This is a genomic window from Streptomyces sp. Edi2, from assembly GCF_040253635.1.
Classification (GTDB): Bacteria; Actinomycetota; Actinomycetes; order Streptomycetales; family Streptomycetaceae; genus Streptomyces.
On sequence record NZ_JBEJGX010000003.1, the window covers coordinates 6,870,150 to 6,888,421 of the forward strand.

Annotated in this window: 19 protein-coding genes; 2 read left to right on the top strand and 17 right to left on the bottom strand. The window is 68.5% G+C overall.

All coding sequences use genetic code 11. The features are described from left to right. Window positions 1-38 precede the first annotated feature (38 nt). From ABR737_RS33640 to ABR737_RS33685, 10 genes are all read right to left on the bottom strand, one after another. Window positions 39-962, bottom strand: a complete 924-nt coding sequence (locus ABR737_RS33640) for a DUF2797 domain-containing protein (protein WP_350254688.1) — start codon at window positions 960-962, stop codon at window positions 39-41. A gap of 22 nt (window positions 963-984) precedes the next feature. After that, window positions 985-1,680: a dTMP kinase gene (locus ABR737_RS33645; protein WP_350254690.1), complete on the bottom strand. Its 696-nt coding sequence runs from the start codon at window positions 1,678-1,680 to the stop codon at window positions 985-987. A gap of 22 nt (window positions 1,681-1,702) precedes the next feature. Continuing rightward, window positions 1,703-2,770 (bottom strand): nucleoside phosphorylase-I family protein, encoded by a 1,068-nt coding sequence (locus tag ABR737_RS33650; RefSeq protein ID WP_350254691.1) that lies wholly within the window; start codon window positions 2,768-2,770, stop codon window positions 1,703-1,705. Further along, on the bottom strand, window positions 2,767-3,585 hold the full coding sequence (locus ABR737_RS33655; protein WP_350254692.1) for a hypothetical protein: 819 nt from the start codon (window positions 3,583-3,585) through the stop codon (window positions 2,767-2,769). Before ABR737_RS33655 ends, ABR737_RS33650 begins: the two co-directional genes overlap by 4 nt. Continuing rightward, the gene (gene folE / locus ABR737_RS33660; RefSeq protein WP_350254694.1) at window positions 3,585-4,229 is read right to left on the bottom strand and encodes a GTP cyclohydrolase I; all 645 of its coding nucleotides are present in this window, start codon (window positions 4,227-4,229) and stop codon (window positions 3,585-3,587) included. The genes ABR737_RS33655 and folE overlap by 1 nt, the downstream gene beginning before the upstream one ends. Window positions 4,230-4,285: 56 nt before the next feature. Beyond that, entirely contained in the window at window positions 4,286-5,029 is a 744-nt protein-coding gene (locus tag ABR737_RS33665) for a 7-carboxy-7-deazaguanine synthase QueE (RefSeq protein WP_350254696.1), read from the bottom strand. Then, entirely contained in the window at window positions 5,026-5,436 is a 411-nt protein-coding gene (locus tag ABR737_RS33670; protein WP_350254698.1) for a 6-pyruvoyl trahydropterin synthase family protein, read from the bottom strand. The genes ABR737_RS33665 and ABR737_RS33670 overlap by 4 nt, the downstream gene beginning before the upstream one ends. Before the next feature lie 167 nt (window positions 5,437-5,603). Continuing rightward, on the bottom strand, window positions 5,604-6,107 hold the full coding sequence (locus tag ABR737_RS33675; protein WP_350254700.1) for a hypothetical protein: 504 nt from the start codon (window positions 6,105-6,107) through the stop codon (window positions 5,604-5,606). Then, complete coding sequence (locus tag ABR737_RS33680; RefSeq protein ID WP_350254702.1) at window positions 6,104-6,661, bottom strand: DUF6415 family natural product biosynthesis protein; 558 nt, start codon at window positions 6,659-6,661, stop codon at window positions 6,104-6,106. The genes ABR737_RS33675 and ABR737_RS33680 overlap by 4 nt, the downstream gene beginning before the upstream one ends. Continuing rightward, window positions 6,571-7,167 carry an ATP-binding protein gene (locus tag ABR737_RS33685; protein ID WP_350254704.1) on the bottom strand — a complete coding sequence of 199 codons (597 nt, stop codon included), beginning with the start codon at window positions 7,165-7,167 and terminating at the stop codon, window positions 6,571-6,573. The genes ABR737_RS33680 and ABR737_RS33685 overlap by 91 nt, the downstream gene beginning before the upstream one ends. A 234-nt stretch (window positions 7,168-7,401) precedes the next feature. On the opposite strand from ABR737_RS33685, the gene ABR737_RS33690 reads away from it, so the two are divergent. Together ABR737_RS33690 and ABR737_RS33695 are read left to right on the top strand one after the other, a co-directional pair. Then, a complete protein-coding gene (locus tag ABR737_RS33690; protein ID WP_350254705.1) occupies window positions 7,402-8,793 on the top strand; it encodes an NsdA family TPR-like regulatory protein in 1,392 nt (463 codons plus the stop codon). 75 nt (window positions 8,794-8,868) lie between these two features. After that, window positions 8,869-9,357 (top strand): SAM-dependent methyltransferase, encoded by a 489-nt coding sequence (locus ABR737_RS33695; protein WP_350254707.1) that lies wholly within the window; start codon window positions 8,869-8,871, stop codon window positions 9,355-9,357. 470 nt (window positions 9,358-9,827) lie between these two features. Here ABR737_RS33695 and ABR737_RS33700 read toward each other — a convergent pair whose 3' ends face one another. The 7 genes from ABR737_RS33700 to ABR737_RS33730 form a co-directional block, all read right to left on the bottom strand. After that, entirely contained in the window at window positions 9,828-9,968 is a 141-nt protein-coding gene (locus tag ABR737_RS33700) for a hypothetical protein (protein ID WP_350254708.1), read from the bottom strand. A gap of 93 nt (window positions 9,969-10,061) precedes the next feature. Next, a complete protein-coding gene (locus ABR737_RS33705) occupies window positions 10,062-11,072 on the bottom strand; it encodes an endonuclease/exonuclease/phosphatase family protein (RefSeq protein ID WP_350254710.1) in 1,011 nt (336 codons plus the stop codon). 69 nt (window positions 11,073-11,141) lie between these two features. Then, a complete protein-coding gene (locus tag ABR737_RS33710; protein ID WP_350254712.1) occupies window positions 11,142-11,345 on the bottom strand; it encodes a hypothetical protein in 204 nt (67 codons plus the stop codon). 90 nt (window positions 11,346-11,435) lie between these two features. Further along, a complete protein-coding gene (locus ABR737_RS33715) occupies window positions 11,436-13,307 on the bottom strand; it encodes an ABC transporter ATP-binding protein (RefSeq protein ID WP_350254714.1) in 1,872 nt (623 codons plus the stop codon). Between the two features lie 955 nt (window positions 13,308-14,262). Beyond that, complete coding sequence (locus ABR737_RS33720; RefSeq protein WP_350254715.1) at window positions 14,263-15,690, bottom strand: glutamine synthetase family protein; 1,428 nt, start codon at window positions 15,688-15,690, stop codon at window positions 14,263-14,265. After that, on the bottom strand, window positions 15,687-17,111 hold the full coding sequence (locus tag ABR737_RS33725; RefSeq protein WP_350257029.1) for an amino acid permease: 1,425 nt from the start codon (window positions 17,109-17,111) through the stop codon (window positions 15,687-15,689). The genes ABR737_RS33720 and ABR737_RS33725 overlap by 4 nt, the downstream gene beginning before the upstream one ends. Window positions 17,112-17,288: 177 nt before the next feature. Beyond that, complete coding sequence (locus tag ABR737_RS33730) at window positions 17,289-18,128, bottom strand: hypothetical protein (protein ID WP_350254716.1); 840 nt, start codon at window positions 18,126-18,128, stop codon at window positions 17,289-17,291. Window positions 18,129-18,272: the final 144 nt, after the last annotated feature.

Here is an 18,272-nt window from a genome sequence, read left to right on the forward strand (position 1 = left end):
GCCCCGGCCAGGTCGAGCGGGCCGGAGCCGGTCTGGGGTCAGAACAGTGCGGATTGGACGGCCGTTTTCCGGGAGTTGAACGGGCCGAGGACGATGCGGCGACCCTTAAGCGCGCCGAGGTCGAGCAGGTAAGCCATGTCGTCTTCGCGATCGAGGGCGGCAAGGGCCTGGGAGCCGATGAAGGAGTCCAGGGTGAAGCCGTGCTCGCCCTCGCGCAGGTCGTGGGGGTAGAGCGCACACTTCATGCCAGCCCTGCGCATGCGGGCTCCCTCGGCAGGCGCTGTCCACTGTTCCAACACCGCGGCCGTGTTCATGTCGGCCAGGGTCTCGGCGGCGCGGGTGACGTCCTTCTCGTGCGCGGCTTGGGCCGTGGACAGGTCGCGCAGCTCGGACAGGGCCTGAAGTTTGGCCGCGGCCCGTACGGTCTGGGGCACGTTCAGGCGCCGAGTGAGGGCGTCCTCGAGGTGCCGCACCGTGCGCCCGTCGTCGGCCTTGGCGAGGTAGGTGGCGAACAGAGCGCCCTGTTCGTCGAGGCGGGAGCGCTTGCGCGGCTCGGCAGCGGTGCCGATCTTGGGGGTGCCATCGGCGAAGGTCGCCAGGTACAGCCAGTGCGGCTGTTCCATGTACCGACGCAGCACCTCGGGGGCGTGGCCGCCCTGGTGGACCTGGTGGGCGAAGCGGAAGTCATCCTGGCCGCCGCACCGGGTGCACTGGCCGCTCTGCTCGGCCGGCGCGCGGTCGGGGCAGGCGAGCGGCTCGACCCGGATGGTGTCGGCGAACTGGTACCGGCCGGTGCACCACCGGCCGGTACCGAGCGCCCGGAAGCCGAGGCGTTGGTTCATGATCTCGGCGTGGACCAGTGGCCCGCCGGGCAGCGGGGCGAGCAGCAGCCGGGGGTCTCCGGTCGCCCAGGTGATGCCGTGGCATACGTACTCCCCGTCGGTCGGTCGGGTCACTGGCATGATGCGTTCCTTGTGGTGGGGATCAGATGGTGAGCTTCAGGCGGTCGGACAGAGCTTCGGACGCGCTCTTGAAGACCGCGTCGCGGTCCATGTCGGTGACGTCCAGGCACAGCCATCCGCCGCGCTGCTCCTGCTCGCGCAGCTGGGCCAGGACGGTGTTCTGGTAGCGGATGAAATCCCCGTCGCCGCCGCCGGAGTGGCCAGTCTCCAAAGAGGTGAACGAGCCTTTGCGGCGCAGGGCTTCGCGGGCGCCGATGCGCAGGAAGACGACCAGGTCGGGTTCGGTGAGGTGGGCGAAGACCTGTTCGGCTAGGCGCGTGGAGACGTTCGCGTTGACGGCGTAGCGGGCGAGGATCTTGTGGTGCGCGTTGTCGAGGATCACGTGGGTGCCGGCGGCGAGCGCGGGCTGGATGACGAGCGTGTCCTGGAGGGTGTACCAGGAGGCCATCGCCAGCAGCCAGTAGTGGTCGCCGCATGACTGGGCGACGCGGGCGTCGCGGCGGTAGACGAGTTCGTTGAGGCGGTCGACGTAGGCGGACAGTTCCGGATCCATGGGGACCTCTGTGCTGTGCTTGCCGACCAGGATCGCCGGGTGGCCGGCGTCGTTCAGGGCCTGGTGCAGGCGTGCGGAGAGGGTGGACTTCCCGGCTCCGTCGATGCCGGTCACCGTGATCTCCCGCCCCCGTGCGGGGGCGGTGGGCTGTGTTGCGGCCGTCATGCGCGTGTTCCTCCGTGGGTGTTCAGATCGGGCTGGCGGCCAGGCGGTCCGCGATGATGTCGCGGATCTGGTTCACGAGGACGGCGCGCCGCTGGATGACGTCGCGGTGACGCTCATTGGACAGGTCCGCGGGGTAGTGGCGGGCGAGGTTGTTGGAGATGACGTGGAGGTAGCCGAATCCGATCCCCGCGTGGCGCGCGGCGGCCCCCATGGGGCCGATCTCCGGATCGACGAAGGCGTGCTCGCCGTGCTTGGTCAGCCAGTCCCGGTTCTCCAGCAGGATCGACGGGGAGGTGACGTGGATCCCGGTGTGGACGCCGGGCTGGGCGGCGACGAAGTCGCCGAAGAAGTCCCTCCACTGCACGAGCGTGCCGTCCAGGAGGCTCTCGTTGCCGGTGGCGAGCATGGTGTTGGGCTCGATCTCGGGGGCGAGCGCCCCGACCTTGCCGACATAGACGATGTCGCAGGCCCCGAGTTCCGCCAGGCGTCCGACGACCCGGCCGGCGACGTCGCCCCAGATGCTGTGCAGGAAGCCCAGGTAGGTCACCCGGCGGCCGTGGACCACGGTGCGCTGCCAGGCGTATCCCGGCCCGCGGGTCCACACGCCGTCGGCCGGGGCGAGGTGCGTCAGGCCCCAGCCGACGACCACGAGGTCGCCGTTCAGGTCCAGTTCGAGCTGCTGGATCGCGTGATGGCAGGCGACGGGTTCGGGGAGCTGGTAGGTGACCGTGTCGGTCGGCCGGCCGGTCATGGCCAGGTAGGTGGCGATGATCAGCGCGTAGTGGTGGACGTAGTCGGTGCCAGGGAACGCCTTGATGACGAGGTCGTGGCCGTGGGCCTCGGCTGTGGGGCGCTCGACGTTGAACAGCTTGCCGGTCTTCTCGTGCTCGGAGACCACGGCCTGGCGGTCGTAGCCGCCGACGACGCGAATGCTGTCCCAGGCCCGCTTCTGGATGAGGTGGTGGACCTTGATCTGCAGGTAGCGCAGCAGGCTGTCCGGGCCCATCGTGTGCCCCTCGACCGCGATCGGCCGGGCGCGCAGCACTGTTCCGGTTGCTGCTGCGAGAGGCGGGTTGGGGCGCAGGCTCATGAGCGGGCCTCCGTGACCCCGACGGTGCTGCCCGCCGCCTCGCGGACGACCGCGATGTTGCGCCGAATCAGCTCGAACCGGTCCTCGGGGATAGGACCGAGGTTCTCGATGCGGGGCGTGCTCGGCTTCTCGTGGGGACCGCCGGGCAGCATGGCGATGCCCATCGCGCCGAGAATGACCGGTGCGGCGCCGTCCACGGAGGCGATCCACTCGTGCTCGCGCTGCTCGACCAGCTCCAGGTGCCCGGTCCGGCCCAGACCCAGGAGACGGTAGACGATCCGCTCCTCCACCAGTCCGTGGTCCTCCAGGTAGCGGGTCGCCGCCCAGCGGGTGCGGCACAGCTGATGCTCGGGGGCGGGGCGCCGGGAGGCGGGCAGGGCGATCGTTCCGACGTAGTCGGCGCTGGCGAAGTGCTCGTAGCAGCGTAGCCACTCGTCGTCGTCCGCGGCGTGGACCACGGCGCATAGGCGGAAGGCGTCGCTCAGGTCGAGGATCTCGCGGGCGGCTTCGTCGCTGGCCCTGATCGTGGCGGGCCCGTCGCGCATGACGTCCGGGAGGACGATCTCCCGGGCGTCGACCGCGCGGGCCGCCGCGATCAGGTCGGCGGCCGGCAGAGAGTGACCGAGGTCGAAGACGCCGTTGTCGACGATGATCTCCGCGCCGTGCTCGGCCTCGCGGTGGAAGAACGCGCGGTAGGCAGCATCGGTGAGGACCCGCTGGGCGGCCACGTGGTGGACGCGGGCGGGCTCCTGGGCGACGAAGGCATCCAGATAGGCGGGCGGGGCGATCACGGAGACGTCGATTCTCTTGGCCATCAGGCAGTCCTCCACTGGTCGGCGGCGAGGGCGAGGAACTGCTGGGAGAGGACCGGATCGGTCTCGAAACGGCCGCCTGCCTGCAGCGAGCTGGTACGGGCGGCCTCCATCCGCACCCCCCGCATGCTCATGCACAGGTGCGTACCGCGGACCGCGACCGCCACGTCCTTACTGCCAATCACACCGGCGATCTCCTCTGCGACCTGCCGGGTGAACCGCTCCTGGACCTGAAGGCGACCGGCGTACCGCTGCGCGATCCGCCCGAACTTCGATAAACCGATGACCTCGCCGTCCGGCACGTACCCGGCGGCGACCTGCAGGTTCATGGGCAGCATGTGGTGCTCGCACAGCGACCACAAGCTCATGCCGCCAACCACAACCAGCTGGCCGATCAGCTGGTTCTCGGTGAAGCACGTCGCGGCGGCCGACAGGTCCGGGGACAGGAAGTCGCGGTACCAGGCCGCGACGCGGGCCGGCGTATCCGCCAGGCCCTCCCGGTCGGGATCCTCGCCGAGCGCGGCCAGGAGCTGGCCGATCAGGTCGGTGACACGGCCGGTGTCGACCGATTCCGGCGCGGCAAGGCCGCCCTGCTGTGGCAGGGCCGGGCTCTCACCGGAGGCCGGGTTGTAGAGGGTGCTGGTCATGGACTTCGCCTCGCTTCCAGGGGCTGGGGAAACTTGGGGTGGAGAGATGAGCCTGGTCAGCGTCCGCGGGCCTCGGCGAAGGCCAGGACGTGCAGGCGCTGGGTGAAGTGCCAGCCACGGGCCGCCACGGCGTCCGCCAGCACCCGGGTCGTCTCGATCAGACCCTCGACCGTGGTGCCCTCGGGCATCACGTACACCGGGTCCAAGCCGTACCGGCCGACGAGGAGAGCGATCTCATCCAGCTCGGGCACGGAGCGGGTGACGAATTTGAACACGGCCCTCCTGCTCGCCGCGAACGCCTCGAGCGCAGCCGATACGATCCGCTTGTCCTCGTCGACACCTGAGTTGGCGAGCTTCGGAGACACGTTGAAGCGGACACCGTCGACCAGCAGCGTCGGGTCGGGGACGATGGTGCCGTTCGTCTCGAACTCCACCCTTTTGCCGGCGGCCAGTAGCCCCGCCACGAGCGGGAGTAGCTTCTTCTGCTGGATCAGCGGCTCACCACCGGTGATGACGACCAGCTCCACGTCCGACGCGAGCGCCCACGCGAGCAGGTCCACCACGGTCCGTCGCCTCGACTCCTTGCGGGGGTCGAACCGCTTCCAGTCCCACGTGTACTTCGTGTCGCACCAGCCGCACGTCAGGTTGCACCGCGACAGGCGGATGAACAGGGCTGGCACGCCAGTGCTGGGGCCCTCGCCCTGAAAGGTCGGCTGATCGATGCCAAAACACTCGGCGACGATCAGGTCGAACGCCTTATCGTTCGTGGACGCCACCCCCCTGACGTCTGCGGCCGTCATCGCTTCTCCAGGCCGAAGCGGGCCCAGCTGCGCTCGGTCTCGCGGACCTGGACAGCGACCAGAACGCCGGGGATGTCCGGCTCGATGTTGTGGATGAACCAGCCGGCGAGGAACTGGGCCAGGCGCTCCGAGGTCGGCTCGACTGGCAGGATCTCGTGCAGGTTGCGGTGGTCCAGCTCGGCGTCCAAGAACTTCTTGAACGGCGTGAGGTCACCGAAGTCGGTGACGAAGCCGGGGGCTTCCAGGGCCGGGGCGCTGAGGATGACTTCGACCTCGTAGCTGTGACCGTGCTGGCGCGAGCATTTGTGCCCATCCGGGAGGCTGGGCAGCCGGTGCCCAGCCTCGAAGTCGAAGATCTTGCCGATGGTGTGCGTGCCGGAAGGGAGCGGCACCGAGCTGAAGTCCATGGACTCCTCCTTGCGATTCGGCGATGGGGGCGGCCGTGAGGCCGCAAGACAGATCGTTGGACTAGGCCGCGTTCGCGGGAGCGGAGCGCTGGTTGAGGACGTCCGTCAGACATTCGCCGTCCAGCGTGAAGCGCAGAATGCTGTGGCCGGATACGTCGGGCGGGTGGTCAGATGCTCGTCTCGGGGGTGGCGAGGGCGAGGAAGCCGCCGCAGGCGTGGACCTGGTGCAGGACGTCTTCGTAGTAGTCGTTGAGGTGGGTGAAATCGGCCTTGGACGCCGCGACCATGCCGTCAATGTCGCCGCGTGCGAGGGCGGCGAGCAGGCGGGCGAGCTGAGGGCGCGTGGCCGGATCGGTCATCCCGGTGGAGTCGACGGCTGCTGCGTCGTCCGGGAGCCAGTCGTGTTGGGTGACCAGGGCCCGGGCCATGGCGAGCCGCGGTGCGGGGTCCTGGCCGGCGTTGACCAGCGCGTAGATGCCGACACGGGGGCGTGGAGTGCGGCTGGTTGCCGAGGCGAAGCGGGCCATGCGCAGCGCCTGCAGCTCGGCGTTGCTCCTCTGAGGACGGGGGGAGTGGGGGGACAGCCTGGCCAGGACGGATTCCGCCTGCGTCGGCTCGTACCCGGCTCCTTTACCTGTGGTGTGCGGGTGTGCAGCCTCGATCGTGGTCACGGAAGTCCTTTCGATGTGGCGAAGCGGATCGCGTGGAGGAGACCCTGTGGGGGTTCGGGATCCGGGACTCGCGGAGGCTCTGCGGAACAGACCTCAAAGGTGGAAGCGACGGATGCCAGTTCCTGGGTCGCCTCCGCCGGGCGCACGAGGTAGATACGGGAGCCCACGTGGTCATGTGGTGCCGGCCTATGGCGAAGGGTGTCGGCCCGGGCGACAGCTCGACTCAGCTGTTCGGGTGCGTGGCCCAGCCGCCCCGGAACTAGCAGGTTGGCCAAGTCCACGATGTGGCCTCGTAACCGTGCCACCAGGTCGTCAACATCCGTCTGGCTGGCCGGGAGCGGCACCGATTCGTCGAGGACCAGTGCAACCGTCTCTGCTGCAGCATCCGTTGCCGATCGGACAGGACTGCGGCGAACCACGAGCGACCGCTGCAGCGCCGCCACGATGGGCTTGACCACGCGATTCACGAGGCCGCCCTCCCCGCCTGGTGGTGAAGGTCGAAGACCATCCAGACCCTCTTGCCGATGCCCTCTTGCGCGGGCATCACGCCCCACCGGTCGGCGAGCGCCCTGACAAGCTCCAGGCCGCGACCGGACTCGGCCTCGTAGGGCGCACGACGGACTCGGGGGCGTTGATGCGACGAATCTTCGACGGTGATCAGAAGCTGGCTCCCGAAGCAGCACGCGGTCATCGTCACCATGTCGCTTGCCGTGTGGCAGCCGTGAACTACGGCGTTCGCCAACACTTCGCTCGTCGCCGTGACTGCCCCGTCCACGACCGGGTCCAGGTTCCAGCCGTGGAGGTGGTCGCGTAGCTGATGACGAGCGACGGAAATCTCCGAGAGCTGCGCAGGAATCGCAGCTCGCATACTCAGCACGGGCGGCCTCCGGCGCCGGCCGAACCTCGTCGAGGAGCGGCCCGCGGCCCTGTCCGCAAGCTGCCTCGACGCCCGGATCCTGCTGCTCCCACCCAGCGCGTGACAGAGCACGCGCTCGGTGCCAGCGAGCACGGTGCCTCGCAGCGAACGGGAAAGGCCGTTTGCGAAGGGTGTGGCTGGCATGACGTCGCCTCCAGGCGTCGAGGAACGTGAAGGGGGACGATTTCTTTGCCCCCGGCGCAGCGCGATGAGCGACGCCGCCGGAACAGGTGAACTGCGGCTTCGCGATGCGAGGTTGGGCTGGGGAGGAATATCGTCGTGATGAGAAAACCGTGAATCGCGGCTCAGAGGTACCCCGTTGGCTTCACGGATGCCGTCAAAGCCGTCAAAGATCATTTGCAGACCGAGGGGCGCACCATGGCGCGCACACGCAACACCCTGCTGGCATCGGTCATCAAGGAAACCGGCTGGCCACAGACCCAGGTAGCTGCCCACGTCGTGAGGGTTGCCGCTGAGAACGGTGCAGACGAACTGCGCTCGGTGACGCGCTCGCACATCGCTATGTGGATCAGCGGGACACGCCCCGAGGGGGTGGCGACCAATATCCTCTGCGAAACGCTGTCGCGCAGACTCGGGCGCGTCATCACGCCGGCACAGATCGGACTCGCCCCGGCTGAGTCGGCGTCGGTGACGCCCTCGACGTGGGATTTCGACACGGTGGCCGCTCTGGTGAACCTCGGAGACGAAGACAACATGGACATGAACCGTCGGCACGTGTTGGTGGCTACCGCGTACTCCGCGGTTGGCGCTGCCCTCCCGCCCTCCGGTTGGTGGGAGAAGACCGCGGAGCAAGCACGTACACGGCGGCCCGCTACCCGCTTCGTCGTCTCCTCCGCACACGTCGACGCAGTGCGCGAGGCCATGCAGTTCTACTCCCGCCAGGACCAGCGCCTCGGTGGGCAAGCCGGCCGCTCTGCTTTGCTCGCGTACCTCAAGTCCGATGTCACCGACTATCTGAGCAGCCGCTTCACCTCGGAACAGGTACGCCGTGACTTCGCCTCCGCCGCATCTGAATTGACCTACCTTGCCGGATGGACGGCATTCGACTCGTCGAACCACGTCAAGGCGCAGAAGGCATTCCGCGTTGCCTTTCACCTGGCAGCCGAGGCCGACGACGCACCACTCGCCGGCCACATTCTTCGAGCGGCAGCCCACCAAGCGGTCGACCTCAGTCACCCGAAGCGCGCCCTTGAACTCGCGGAAGGATCTGTCGGGCGCTCCCGATACCACCTCGCGAGCCCTCGGGAGCGAGCACTGCTCGGCGTGGTCCACGCCCGTGCCCTGGCCGCGGCCAGACGGAAGACCGACGCTCTCGCAGCTCTTCGCCTTGCCGAGTCCGATCTCAGCAAGGCGAAGACAGGCGACGAGGAGCCGGCCCGGGTCTTCTTCTTCGCCGAAGCATCCCTCGCACACGAAACCGCCGCCACGTTGCGCGACCTCGGCGACCTGAAAGGAGCGGAGTCCGAGTTCAAGCGCAGCGTCCGCACCCGCGCGCTGCCCCTCGCTGCCCGCACGCACGCTGTCACCCTCGGATACCTCGGCGACGTCCAGGTCAGACAGGGCCAGATCGACGAAGCCTGCAAGACGTGGCAGCAAGCCCTGGACACCATGAGCGGCATCCAGTCCGGCCGCGCACGAGACGTGGTCGTGCGGATGCGCCAGGCGCTTTCCCCGGTACGCGGGCGAGGAGGATCCGTCGCCGCTGACCTGGATCAGCGTGCTCGTGCCATGCTGCGCGGCATAGGCTAGCCAAGCCGATACAGCGGGGATCGGCAGCGACAGCCGCCTCCTTGCTGGCTGGGACGAGTAGGAATGAGGACGTTGATGTCTGGGGCGTTCGAGGTCAAGCCCATTGCGAAAGTGGTGGGAGGCCACACGGTGCCCGCCGACGACTTCCAGGGCGGCGTAGAGTCGATCATCCGAGTCAACGAGGAATACCCGCTCGAAACGCTCCAGGGTATCGAGGAGTTTTCCCACCTCACCGTCATCTGGCGATTCAGCCTGGCCTCGCCAGCTGACGTCGAGCTCCACGCACGTAGCCCTCGCGGAGATACGAGGTGGCCCGCCACTGGGACGTTCGTCCACCGAAACCACCGGCGCCCCAACCAGTTGGCGACGTCCTACCCCCGTCTGCTGGGTGTGGATGGCCGCGACCTGCTCGTGACAGACCTGGACGCGGTTGAGGGCACCCCGATTATCGACATCGGGCCTTGGTTCCAAGAGATGGGGCCGCGTGGGCAGGTGCGGCAGCCAAGTTGGCCAAACGAGATGCTCGCCGACTACTGGGCACCCGCGAGCGAGCGCGGAAGGTAGCGAGATCGGGCTTGCTTGGCGCGACTCCAAACGTTCGCCGCCGACCGGAGACGAGGGGCTCATCGAGGCAGCGCGAGACGGCCGCGCGGGGAGCGCTCCTACGAAGAGCGTGGGGCGTCCCGGGGCGGCGGCGTGGCCTGAAGACTTCGAGCGGAGTAGCCGCGTCGGCTTCCGTACGCCGTCACGCTGGTGAGAGTGACGTACCAGGGCTGACCGCGGTGCACGGCGGTCAGATATCCAGCAGCGACGAGCTGCGCCACGACATGGGGACTGACGTCCAGAATTCTGGCCGATTTTCTCGCCGTCACCACCAGACCATTGAAAACCCCATCCCCCTCCGTGCGGTGAGCCTTCACGGGCCAGCCTTCCTACAGCCAAGTCACTGCGGGGTTCTCTGCCGGGAGACTCACGCGGAGGGGTGCTCGCCCCCGCCAGACCGTCATGAGCAGGGCGCGCCGCCTTGCACGGGATCACAGGATCACTCCGTTGCCGAGCAGCGTGAGAGTGACGCGGGCCCGGTCGATGACCTCGGCATCTCCGGTACGGGCTCCCCCCCCACGCTGGGCGGCTTTGCCGCTCGGCGCGACACTGCTGGCCGACCGTGACTGCATGGGCCTGGATGGTCCTGGCGCTCGGCGGGCTTGCGCTCACTGCGCACCGACCTAGCGGCAAGGTTGAGTGCGCGGGTTCCAAAACCCGAGCACTCAACCTTGGCCCCCAACGGCATCGCTCTGTGAGTTCCGGCCCGTTGGCCCTTCCGCAATCGCGAACTCCCGGGACATCAGGTCAGGGTCGAGGTCCGTATAGATCGGCAAGTGATCGGCTGCCCGGCTGGCGGCGGCGCTTCGGTTGGTCCCATAGGCGATCAACGCGGGTGCGACGGGGCGGCTGACGAGGATGAGGTCGATCCGGCGGGAGCCCCAAGGATCGGGGTCCCCCTCGCCGTCAGTCCAGTGGCCGACGGTGGGCTGCCAGGCCACGTCGAGGTGAGCCGCGGCATCGACCATGTATCCCTTGCGCAGCAGGGCTTCAGCCCCCCGTCGATCGGCCAGCTGTGCACCGCCGATCGTGCCGGGCAGAAGCTGATATTCGAGGTCGTCGTGGTCCTGGCCGAGGTAGGGCTCGGGATCGTAGTAGTGAAGTTGACCGTCGGGCCCGGCGATGTTGGCGGCGGACAGTCCGTTGAAGTCGCCGATGATGGCACCGGGCTTGGCTCCACCGGTCCGGCGGAAGATGCCCTTCAGGCGCAGAGCTTCGTCAGCGCGGAACTGGGGGCGGAAGGGGTCTCCATGGTAGACGGCCGTGGTGAACGACTCGGCGGCGCCGATGTCGAATGCCGCGGTGGTGACCCCGTGCCAGAAGTCCGGTGCACCGTAAGGGCGGTAACTGCCACGGATGCAGCTGACGGTTCCGGGCCGCCACAGCTGGGCTGTGTACCAGCCGCGGTGGGCGTTGTTGGCCATTGCGGTGCGTTCCCGGCCACGGTTGTCGATCGCCGTGGCAGTGAGACCGCAGTCGTCTGCGAGGAGCTGGATGGCCTCGGCAGCTTCCTCATTCCACGTGTCGGGATCGTTCTCCTCGTCGACACGGATTTCCTGCAGTCCGAGGATGTCCGCGTTGATCTGGCAAATTGTGGTGACCCGGGCTTGCCACTCGGGGGTGCCCCGCTGGTCGAGGCGGAGCTTGTAGGTGTTCAGGTTCGCTAGACGTATCAAGGCCGGTTCCTTTCGTGTGTGGACTGGTGGTATCCGTGACGCGAGTCTGCGGGGGCACGGCTGCGCTGCTCATCGGCCAAAGGCCATGTCGTCCAGCGCGAAATCTGCGGTCACCAGGAGGTGGTCCGACGCCTTCTTGGCCAGCGAGCCGTCGTGGGTGGTGTGCGTGCGGGCCGTGCAGGCAACGGCGAGGTTTGCGCGAGGGGAGTCGATGCGGCCGGGGCCGAAGGGGTCGGGCTTGCCGTTGTCGTCGATCCAGTGCCCGCGCGGCATCCGGATCCACCGTGATGCCCGGCTGCGGCACCCGGGCTCCCATGCTCGGCTGCTGCACCCGGCTTTCGGTCTCCGGCCCACCGCGGCGCCTCACCTGCGAGCCCCGCGGTGCTCGCCGTCACACTGGGGCTCCTCAGAGGTGACCTGGTAGGACAACAACTGCTGGAACAGGCCCGGTTGCTGGGAGAGCTGGTGGTAGGTGCCCTCCTGCACGACCCTGCCCTCGTCGAGGACCACGATCCGGTCGGCCACGGCGACGTTGGTGATGCGGTGGGTCACCAGCAGCACCACCCGGTCCCGTGCCAGGTCCCGCAGCCGCTGGAAGATCCGGTACTCCGCTCGCGGGTCCAGGTTCGCGGTCGGCTCGTCGAGGACCAGCAGCCCCGCCTCTTTGAAGAACGCCCTTGCGAGAGCAATGCGTTGCCACTGGCCACCGCTCAGCTCTTCGCCGTTGAGCCACTCGCGGGCGAGGAGGGTGTCCAACCCGGCAGCAAGCTTGTCGACGACTTCGTCGGCGCCGGCAGCCTCGCACGCCTCACGCACGGTCGCATCGCCGCGCGGCGAGGGCTGCCCGAGGGTGACGTTCTCGCGCACGGTCAGGGGCCAGTGCGCGTAGTCCTGCGGCACCAGGGCCACCTGCTGCCACAGCTCCTGCGGGTCGGCGTCGCCGACAGGGGTGCCGTCCCACAGCACCTGCCCGTCCGTGGGCAGGTACAGGCCGCTGACCAGCTTCGACAGCGTCGACTTGCCCGAGCCGTTGAAGCCGACCAGGGCGGTGACCTCGCCACGGCGCAGAGTGAGCGAGACATCGGACAGCGCGTCGTGGTCCTTGCCCGCATAGCGGTGGGAGACCGCCTTGATCTCGATCTTCTGCGGCGGCTTGGGCCGGTGCGTGCCGCGGCGCATGCGGTACCCGCCGGCCTTGTCCAGGAATCCACTCCAGTCGTCCATGTACAGACCCGTGCGCACTGCCCGCGCCCCGATGGCCACCAGGCCGCGGACCGACTGCCCCACCGTCTGCAAGGCAAAGACGGCCGTACCGGCGTGCCCGACGCTGATGCGGCTGGTTGCCAGCAGCCACACGACCGCTGCCCACACCAGGGCCGAGCCCAGCCCTCCGCAGAGCGCGCCGACCAGGGACATGCGCGCCCCCTTGTCGGCTGCGGTCCGGTCCTCGCGGTTGATCCGGGCGACCGTCTGCCGGTACCGGCCGGACAGGAAGCCGGCCATGGTGCCGGCGCGGATCTGGTCGGCGGCATCGCGGGTGTAGATGTGCCAGCGCAGCACCGACAGCATCCGGTTGTCGCCGTTGCTGCGGAGGTTCGCCAGGTAGCGCACGCGTGCGGCGCTGACCTGGGCCAGGGCCTGCGGCAGGCTGGCCGCCACCAAAAGCGGCAGGAGCACCCAGTGCACCCCCGCCAGCACGACGGCCCCGGCACAGAAGGAGGCCGCCGAGGCGATCAGGTCCTGCCCCTCGTCGATCAGGTCCCCGGTGACCTGCGCTCCGCGGTCGGCGGCCTCGCGGTCGCGGTTGAAGTCGGGCTCGTCGTAGGCGCACAGCTCCACCTCGGCGCAGCCCGTCAGCAGCATCTGCTCGGCCTCGCGCGACATCAGCGGGCCGAGCCGGGAGGAGAGCCAGTTGACGGTGATCCCCAGGAGCGCTCGCACGCCGGATGCGCCGGCGAGCAGGACGACCGACGGCCACGCCTGCAGAAGCCGGTGGTAGACGTCCCCGCTGGTCAGCAGCGCGGTCAGGGTCCCGCTGATCGCGACCAGGCCCAGGGCCTGCATCACACCGGCGACCCCCTGGCACAGCAGGAGGCCGACGGTCGCTGCCCGGTCGACCCGCCAGGCGAGGGCCAACGACCGGCGCACCAACTGCGGCAGGCGCCTGGCCATGTCGCTCATCCGGATCGACCGGCCGGCCGCTTCACGGCTGCCTGTCAGGTCCACGTACCGCATCTGCGACCCCGGATCGGTCGCTTCTGCCGCTGTGCCCGGCTTGGCTCCAGGGGGGACGTCATTTCCGTTCTGCCATCCGGCAGTTTTCGTGGCGGGCGGAGGCGGCTGAGGGGAGGTGCGCGGCCCCGGGACACGGTCGGCTGATGCATCGGTGGGTTCGCTCATGCCTCCCACCCCGAATCAGGGCGTGATGAGTGGCGGGCGCTGCGGGCGGCAGCGTCAACAAGGCGCCCCAAGAACCCCATGGACAGATGGGGTTCCAGCTGCCGATGTTCGATATCAGTAGGGGGCATCACGGGGATGGCAACGGGATGCACGGTTCCTCCAGGGGAGTCACTGATGAGTACAGGTGCTCTAAGAACGGCCCCGATCGCACCCCCGTAACGGGTGCTTCGGAGGCAAATACTGAACATGAGTTCCCATCGCCGACTCAGACTGTGCGGCCGTTGACCTGCGCGTGGCTTCGGGTACTCGAACAGGTCGAATCACTCCTTTGAGGTATTGCAGCAACAGGATTGACGGGGTGTGATCTCAGCCGGGCACGGGTTGCGAGCGCGATCAATCCGCGCTTACCGGCGAGCCGTTCTGGCTCCGTTGAGCGGTTGCTGCGGAGCAGCTGGCCAGCGGGATGAAGTGCCCGCCACGCTTCAGCCACGCCTGCGCAACAGCCCGCTGTCGAAGAGTGCGGTGCCTGACGAGTTGATCAGGGCCAGCCGACGTCCTGTGCCACGAGCCACATGAGGCCCATCCATCCACTGGCGATCACGACGAAGACCAGGAACAGGAGCATGAATGTCGCGGCACGTATTGGCGGGTCAGGTTCTGGTGGCTTTGGCGGGGTATGCCCGTGGATGTGCGCCGCGCGTAGGCAATCAGGGCAGTTGGGGTGGTGCGTCATCGCAGGGTGGTCACCTCGCCATGTCGACGCTGCTCTGCACGGAAGCCTCCTTGAGGGTCATGCGCCGGTGAGCCAGCGGTGGCGTTCGGCGTCGGTGACAATGTGCTGGTGGTGGGAGATCTCCAGCTGCGCGAGGTGGGCGTAGTGCTCGACGACGCCGGGGCCGAGGGCGTCGCGGACGATGGAGCTGTTGCGGAGGGCCACCTGCGCCTGCTTCAGCGTGCTCGGGAGGGGTGGCCCTCCTTCCCGGTAGGCGTTGCCTGTCTCTGGCGGTCCGGGGGTGAGCGCGTTGTCGACTCCGTGGTTGATGGCGGCGACGGCTGCAGCGAGCGCGAGGTAGGGGTTGGCATCCGCCCCGGGGACGCGGATCTCCAGGTGCCGGCCTTCGCCGTGGCCGACGACGCGGATGGCGCAGGTGCGGTTGTCGTAGCCCCAGCTGGCGGTTGTGGGCGCAAAGGAGTCGGGGACGTAGCGCTTATAGGAGTTGATGTTCGGCGCGTACAGCACCGCCATCTGCGGCAGAGCGTCGAGCACTCCGGCAATGGCATGCCGGGCGAGTGGGGACAGGACGCCGTCGGCGCCGGTGATCGCGTTGGCGTCGTCCTTCCACAGCGAGATGTGCAGGTGGAGGCCGTTGCCCACGCCGGTTGTGGGGGCTGCCATGAAGGTGGGGGTGAGACCTGACCGGCCGCCGATGGCGCGGACGGCGTGTTTGAACGCCAGGTGCCCGTCGCAGGCGGCAAGGGCCTCGCCGTAGGGGAAGGTCACCTCCACCTGCCCGGGGGCGCTTTCCGTTTTGACCGCCTCGACGGGAAGGCCGGCGCCGGCGAGGGCTGCCTGCAGGCGGCGGAAGAACCGGTCCGCGGTCGGCGGGTGGTCCAGGGCGTAATCCAGGTTCCCCATGGCCAGGGGCCGCAGATCCTGGTAGCCACGTTCGGCGGCTTCCTCGGGGGTTCCCTGGTAGACTACGAACTCGCATTCCAGACCAGCCTTGACATGAAGGCCATGGCGGGCCAGGCGGGCCAGCTGTCGGCGCAGCATCTGGCGCGGGGCCACCTCGACTGGGCTGCCGTCGTGGTCGACGGCGTCGCCGAGGACCAGGGCGGTCTTCGGCATCCACGGAGCGAGGCACAGCGTCGTGAGGGCAGGGGTGACAGCCAGGTCCTGGTAACCGGTGGCCCATGAGGTCAGGGCGAAGTCGCTGGTGGGGGTCATGTCGACGTCGGTGGCCAATACGTAGGCGCACATGTCCGCCCCGCGCGTGGCGGCGCGGTCGAGGAAGTGCCGCGCGCCGTAGCGTTTGCCCTTGAGCCGGCCCTGTAGGTCGGGGATGGCCAGCATCACCGTGTCGATCCGTCCAGAGCTGACCAGGTGGTGCAGCTGGTCGAGGGTGAGCTGGCCCGACGCGGCATGCCCCTGTCGTTGCCCCGGAGGCGCGGCCACAGGGGCATCGGCGCCGTTACCGGAGTTGGCCGAGAACTTCACACGATCTCCTGGTCGAAGCGGTCGGAAGAGCGGTCGAGGCTCTGGGCGGGCATGTCGTAGGTGCGCTTCCCCGCGGCCCGCCACCACAGCCAGGCCAGCGACAGCACGGCGAGCAGCGCGAGGGGTGCGTAGTTGAAAGTGGCGACGGAGATCGGGCTGGTCTGGGGCAGGCAGAACAGGACGGTGACGAATGCCACCCAGGCCACAGCGACGGTGCCGACCGCCACGCCCCACCGGCCCAGGTTCCACGGTCCAGGCCGGAACCGGTGGCGGTGCTTGATGCGCAGGAAGATCGGGATGGCGTAGGCGGGGGTGATGCCGATGACGTTGATGCTGGTGATCGCCGCGTAGGCGGTGGGGCTGTACAGGCTCGGCGCGGCGAGCAGGGCCGCGGTGCCGACGGTCAGCCACACCGCGTGGCGGGGCGTACCGGTCCGGGCGTGGACCCGCCGCCACAGGCCGGAGCCCGGCAGGGCGCCGTCCCGGCTGAACGCGAACACCATCCGGGAGGCGGCGGCCGTCTCGGCGTTGCCGCAGAACAGCTGGGCGACGATGACGATCAGCAGTAGCGCCTTCGCGCCGGACGCTCCCAGGGCGTCCAGGAAGATCTGGGCGGGCGGAACTCCGGTGGCGGTGGCGCGGGTTGCGGCGTAGTCCTGGATGGCGAACGTGAGACCGGCCAGCAACGCGAACCCAGCGATCCAGGACCAGCCGATGGCCCGCATGATGCCGCGGGAGGCGCTGACTTGGGCGTTGGTGGTCTCCTCCGACAGGTGCGCGGAGGCGTCGTAGCCGCTGAAGGTGTACTGCGCGAGCAGCAGGCCGATCAGCGTCACGTACACGGGGCTGGACCAGCCGGTGTGGTTGATGAACTCGCCGAAGACGAATCCGGGCTCCTGGTGGTGGGCGGGGACGATCGCCAGGACGCCGACGATCACGGTGACGCCGGCCAGGTGCCACCAGACGCTGATGCTGTTGAGGATGCTGACCAGGCGGACACCGAACAGGTTCAACGTGGCGTGCAGGGTGAGGATGATCAGGTAGATGACCATGGTCTTGCCCGCAGTGGGCTCGAAGCCGAACTGCAGGTTCAGCCAGGCACCGGTGAACAGCGCGGCTCCGTAGTCGATGCCGGCGATCGCGCCGAGCAGCCCCAGCAGGTTCAGCCAGCCGGTGTACCAGCCCCATTTTCGGCCGCCGAGCTTCTCCGCCTGGTAATACAGGGCCCCGGACGTCGGGTAGGCGGAGGTGACCTCGGCCAACCCGGCGCCGACGAACATCACCATCACACCGACGGCGATCCAGCCCCACATCATCACCGCCGGGCCACCGGTGGTCAGACCGAAGCCGTACAGCGTCATGCAGCCGGAGAGCACGCTGATGACGGAGAAGCTGATCGCGAAGTTGCCGAACGGACCCATCCGGCGGGCGAGTACCGGCTCGTACCCCAGTTCGCGCAAGTACGCGTCATCCGGGGCACGCCGGGAGCGATCCGACCGGCGGTGCTGACCTAAGCGGAACACGAAACCTCCAGGAATTGAAGAAGGGGCGAATGGGCTGAACGCGCGTGTCAAGGGATGTGGAGATGTCCGGCAGGGTCACGGACGAGGGCCAGCGCGTGCAGCCTTCCTGTGTGCGTAGGCCAGCGATTCCCGGCGTGCCCGCAGCATCAGCTCCTGACCTGCGTCGTCCCCCGGGAGCCGGTCCTCCACCGAGGACCACGGTTCGCGGGTCGCGTAGGGCTCCATGGACGTGAACACCTGAGCCGCTTCGACGAACTGGTGACCGGCCCACAGCGCATACGCAAGGTGACTCAGGTCGGTCAAAGACCGAAGAGAGGGGTCCGAGGCCCTGAACCAGTGGAGGAAGGCGTTGCGGGTGTAGGAGCGCAGTGGGTCCTCGGCCCACTGCCGTCTCCACAGCGGGTGCACCCTGCCGCGCTGCATCTGCTGGCGGCACTGCTCGACTTGAGCGTATGCCGGTAGCAGGAGCAAGGGCGATCCGGCGGGCGCCCACGATGCCACCCACCGTCCGAAGTCGAAGACCGCAGCCAGCCCTCCAGATGCCGGGGCGTCCCGGGAGAGCAGGACCTGCAGGATCCGGTGGAATGCCTCCCGGTTGAACGGATCCCGTCGGTGCACCTCGCCCAGCAACTGCCACGGCCCCGGCGGCAGCATCGGCTCCTTCGACGGCACACGGTGCTCCGGACGCAGTTGACGCACATCGATCTGCGCGAGGGCCAGCAGACACACCCACGGGACCGGATCGTGCGGAGCCCGGTGTGCCGCCATCTGCGCTGCATGTCGGCCACGGGTCTCGAACTCAGATACGGCGGTGTGTTGTTGGCGGTGGGCGCGCAAGGCGCGCTCCACGAAGACTCGGGCTCGCATGACCTGGGCGTCGTAGCTGTCCGGTTCCTCGGCCAGCCACACATCCATCACGTCGCTCCCGGCAGCGGTGACCGCCAGGACCTGCGTTCGGGACGTCCTCAGCGCCAGAGACCTCGTGGCGGACAACAGGTTCCGGGTGGCCGACCACCGTCCGGCTTGCAGCTCTACCAGGGCCACTCGCAGGTCATCATC

Bases quoted from the DNA above. Each gene is read 5' to 3' on its own strand.
- folE (WP_350254694.1), bottom strand. From the start codon at position 4,229: ATGACCAGCACCCTCTACAACCCGGCCTCCGGTGAGAGCCCGGCCCTG.
- ABR737_RS33665 (WP_350254696.1), bottom strand. From the start codon at position 5,029: ATGACGGCCGCAGACGTCAGGGGGGTGGCGTCCACGAACGATAAGGCG.
- ABR737_RS33695 (WP_350254707.1), top strand. From the start codon at position 8,869: ATGTCTGGGGCGTTCGAGGTCAAGCCCATTGCGAAAGTGGTGGGAGGC.
- ABR737_RS33670 (WP_350254698.1), bottom strand. From the start codon at position 5,436: ATGGACTTCAGCTCGGTGCCGCTCCCTTCCGGCACGCACACCATCGGC.
- ABR737_RS33715 (WP_350254714.1), bottom strand. From the start codon at position 13,307: ATGCGGTACGTGGACCTGACAGGCAGCCGTGAAGCGGCCGGCCGGTCG.
- ABR737_RS33700 (WP_350254708.1), bottom strand. From the start codon at position 9,968: ATGCAGTCACGGTCGGCCAGCAGTGTCGCGCCGAGCGGCAAAGCCGCC.
- ABR737_RS33640 (WP_350254688.1), bottom strand. From the start codon at position 962: ATGCCAGTGACCCGACCGACCGACGGGGAGTACGTATGCCACGGCATC.
- ABR737_RS33690 (WP_350254705.1), top strand. From the start codon at position 7,402: ATGGCGCGCACACGCAACACCCTGCTGGCATCGGTCATCAAGGAAACC.
- ABR737_RS33730 (WP_350254716.1), bottom strand. From the start codon at position 18,128: ATGGATGTGTGGCTGGCCGAGGAACCGGACAGCTACGACGCCCAGGTC.
- ABR737_RS33650 (WP_350254691.1), bottom strand. From the start codon at position 2,770: ATGAGCCTGCGCCCCAACCCGCCTCTCGCAGCAGCAACCGGAACAGTG.
- ABR737_RS33685 (WP_350254704.1), bottom strand. From the start codon at position 7,167: ATGCCAGCCACACCCTTCGCAAACGGCCTTTCCCGTTCGCTGCGAGGC.
- ABR737_RS33655 (WP_350254692.1), bottom strand. From the start codon at position 3,585: ATGGCCAAGAGAATCGACGTCTCCGTGATCGCCCCGCCCGCCTATCTG.
- ABR737_RS33645 (WP_350254690.1), bottom strand. From the start codon at position 1,680: ATGACGGCCGCAACACAGCCCACCGCCCCCGCACGGGGGCGGGAGATC.
- ABR737_RS33725 (WP_350257029.1), bottom strand. From the start codon at position 17,111: ATGGGTCCGTTCGGCAACTTCGCGATCAGCTTCTCCGTCATCAGCGTG.
- ABR737_RS33710 (WP_350254712.1), bottom strand. From the start codon at position 11,345: ATGCCGCGCGGGCACTGGATCGACGACAACGGCAAGCCCGACCCCTTC.